Here is a 3,531-nt window from a genome sequence, read left to right as displayed (position 1 = left end):
GAAGCCTGCCATGCTCGACGAGTTCAAGGGGAACGTTTTCGCTGTGGAGACGGCCCCGTTCTGGGACGACGATCTGGAGACGCTCGCTCAGCGCAGGGAAGAGATCGAACACGAGTTAGAACAGGCGTTCAAAAAGGAGCCGAAACTTGACGAAGAGGCGAAAGACGCCGCGCGGAAAAAGGCCTTTGCGGCGCATTTCACTGCGGACGAGTTGAATCGCTTGAATAGAGGGGTTTCAAACGGCGGCTACCACTACCTCGGAGCAGCGAAGATTTTAGCCCCGATTGGCGTGGCGTTCGCCGAAGCATTACTGCCCGCGGAGCACAAGCCGCCCCAGCAAGCAGAGATGGCCGGCTACCTGCTCGTTCCGCACGAGAAAGTGGACAAGTCCTACAACGCCGGGTTTTCGATGTACGTGGCGGCGTGGCCGCTGTTGAGGAACTACCCGGGACAGGATTTTCAGAGCGGACTCTTCGGTACCTGGATGTTCGCGCAGTTCGATGGCGAAGAGCCGAAGAATCAGTACTCGGACATCGAAGGAGGGCTAGGCTGGTGGCGCGACACTCGATTTGCCACCGAGACTCCCAAGTTCATCATGGGCGGCGTGGCGCTCAATTTCATTGAGTGGGCAAACGGTCCAGGTGCGGGCAAGGGGCGTGACTGGTCGAATCCAGCCGGACACTATGCCATTGCCCAGCTCAGCCCGTGGGTGCTCTGGCCGCCGGACGGGCTCAACCTGAAACAGGGGACATCCGGCGAATTGTTCGGCTACGGGTATTTGCCGCTGCCGTTGACATCTCCTAAGAAAACAACTGCTGGGCAGGAAGTGCCGACAGGCGACCAAAGCTGGACGTTGTTTCTGAATACCGGCAATTTCAAAGGCCCGGTGACCTGCTTCCTGCCATACTTTTGGTCACGACCGTCGGTCGAGAAGCCAAACCTGGCCGCGCAGTTTCTCGACAGTCGGCCGTCCGAGCCGAACAAGGCGGTGCAGATGGAAACCCAACATATCCCCGCCTATATTTCCAACGATGCAAAAGGCGAAACCTACGCCCGGGTCGCCCCCACACACTTCCCGGCGGCGGCGGATGGAGACGCTCCGCTCATCCACCGCATCACGGCGTACAAAAGGGCAGCTCTGTGGGATGACGTGCAGGCGTGGTTCGAGGGCGGGAAAGTGGCAACCGGCGAGATTGACGCCCACGCGTCCGCCGTCCACGTCTTTATGAGCGGAGGCGGCGCCACCTGGGAAATCTATTTGCCGGACGCGCCGAACGAGAGCAAGGTGCCGCTCGCCTGGAGTTCGTTCGCCACACCGATCGCGCTGGACGAGACCGCGTACGGTTACAAGTGGGCGAAGGAGGCCGTCTCGAAGGACGGTTCGCTCGTTACGTTGCCCGAATACTACCGACTGGAAAAAAACCAGCGCGACCAGCCAGGTTGGGTACCGGTCAACGGAAGGGAAGTCCCCACGGAAACCGGCTTGTCGAAGGCGGAATTCCCGAGACGACTCAGCGTTGAACGGATGCCGTACGTCACGCCCGATGAGTCGGACAGCTGTTGGAAAACGCCAGGTCCAGCAGCGGGACCTTTTGAAGCGAAGCTGGGTGACGGTAGTGTCGTGACTTATTATTGGTACCGCTTTGCCGATCAGCCCGCGATGCTTAACGCCGATCTGACTTCCGACGAGCGAGAAGCGGTTCAGAAGCGGGTCGAATTACTTCACAGGCAGTGGACCAAGGAACGCGAGTATCTGCCGCCGCCGACCGTCGGTGAGCTGGCCGACCTCGATCCGGCGGTCATCGTCACTCCACCCCAGGACCTGGAGATCGGCTATGTCCCCATCGTCACGCGTCAGACCGCTGCCGATTAAGGACGCCATGCAATTATGCCCTGCCTCAGATCTCGCATCACTTCGCAAGCCTGGCGGATCATCGGTTTTGGTCCGCCTGGAACGATGCTGGTGAGGGCTACCCATGTAGTTGCGCAAGAAAGGCGTCCGCCAATCGGTGGTGCTCGGCCATCCGTGCGCCGAGCTTTTCTTTCATTTTCACCATCACCGACATCCGCGGATTTGCCGCAAAGAACCCACTATGCAGGTCGATAAACCGCCAGTAGAGCGCATCCCAAATAGCGCACCAGGGGCCCTTCTTGAAGTCGCTCATTTTCAAGACGTAGCCTGAGCCGCTGAGATAGGGTTTCGTCGTCATCAGCCCTCCGTCCGCGTGCTGGCTCATGCCGTAAACGTTGGGCACCATCACCCAGTCGTAGGCGTCGATGAACATTTCCATGAACCACTGGTAGATGGCGTCAGGGGCAATGTCGCAGAGCAGCAGGAAGTTGCCCAGGATCATCAGTCGCTCGATATGGTGGCAATAGCCGCTGCGCAACACCCTGCGGATCACAATGTCCACGGGTTCGATGCCCGTCGTGGCGTCGTAGAACGCGGCGGGAATGCCGCGGGAAAATCCCCAGAAGTTACGGGAGCGTTGTTCGCGTCCATGAGTTAAGTACACAAGGCGAACAAATTCTCGCCAGCCGATGACCTGTCGGACGAAGCCTTCCAGTGAATTGAGCGGGACATCCAGGCTGCGCGCGAGCGCAGCTTCGACGACCTGGCGAGGTGAAAGCAGGCCAACGTTGAGCATTGGCGTCAATACGGCATGAAACAACACGCCGTGCTCCGCGCTGATGGCATCCTCGTAGTCCCCGAACGACGCCAATCGCTCCTGAACGAATGCGTCGAGCCACGCCGCGGCTGCGGTATGGTCGATCGGGTAACCAAATTCCGTGTCGGCGCCGATCGCTGTGGGAAAATTCGCCCGAACATACTGCGTCGCAAGCCGGACGGCCTCTCCGGCTTTCGTATGAGGATGCGTCGGGATGCGGGCGCCCTTCGGCAGCTTCTTGCGATTATCCGGATCGAAGCTCCATTGACCTCCGACCGGCTTGCCATCGTCATCCAGCAAAAGCCCCAGTCGCTTGCGTTGCTCGATGTAGAAACTGTTGAAGAACAGTCGATCCTTGCCCGCCGTGAAGTCGCGCACGACCGAAGTCGGGGTGAGGAAGTGCGGGTCATCAAGAAGGACCGCGGCGATTCCCTCCCGCTCGAGAGCTGTTGCCAATCGGGTCGCTAGCCAGTCGTCGCACAGATCAACGTATTGCACGGAGCGAATGCCAAGGTCGTTCAGCACGGGAGCGATGGCGGACGTGTCCGTCAACGCGCTCGCTTCGATATAGTGAACCTTGAGTTTTCGTTTTCGAAGCCCCGCCGCGAACTGCATCATCGTAGCGCGGTGGAAGATCAGCTTCTGGCGATGGAAACGGTATTGATTGAATAACAGTGGCTCTTCGACCAGCACCACCTGTGAGGCATTCAAAAGCGCTGGATGGCCGGCGAACAGTTGATGTGGATAGATCAGCGCGGCCTGGGTCATGAACCGTCGTCCTGAACGGTGTTGCGGAGCGGGAGTTGCTTCTCAGACGGAATCCCGATGTGCCGAAGAACACAATCGGCAGCGGCGACGCCGG

The 3,531-nt window shown here is 59.3% G+C and carries 2 protein-coding genes; one reads left to right on the top strand and one right to left on the bottom strand.

The annotated features are described in order from the left end of the window. The first annotated feature begins 10 nt into the window (after positions 1 to 10). A complete protein-coding gene (locus tag SGJ19_09975; protein MDZ4780567.1) occupies positions 11 to 1,873 on the top strand; it encodes a hypothetical protein in 1,863 nt (620 codons plus the stop codon). Positions 1,874 to 1,970: 97 nt separating this feature from the next. Here SGJ19_09975 and SGJ19_09970 read toward each other — a convergent pair whose 3' ends face one another. Beyond that, positions 1,971 to 3,437, bottom strand: coding sequence for a cryptochrome/photolyase family protein (locus SGJ19_09970; GenBank protein ID MDZ4780566.1), 1,467 nt, complete (start codon positions 3,435 to 3,437; stop codon positions 1,971 to 1,973). Positions 3,438 to 3,531: the final 94 nt, after the last annotated feature.

The sequence above is a fragment of the Planctomycetia bacterium genome, assembly GCA_034440135.1.
Classification (GTDB): Bacteria; Planctomycetota; Planctomycetia; order Pirellulales; family JALHLM01; genus JALHLM01.
The sequence above is the reverse complement of the archived record's forward strand: the minus strand, read 5'-3'. Positions and strand labels throughout refer to the sequence as shown.

What these genes read in the sequence shown, in the direction of transcription:
- SGJ19_09975 (MDZ4780567.1), top strand. Translation starts at nt 11, where the DNA reads ATGCTCGACGAGTTCAAGGGGAACGTTTTCGCTGTGGAGACGGCCCCG.
- SGJ19_09970 (MDZ4780566.1), bottom strand. Translation starts at nt 3,437, where the DNA reads ATGACCCAGGCCGCGCTGATCTATCCACATCAACTGTTCGCCGGCCAT.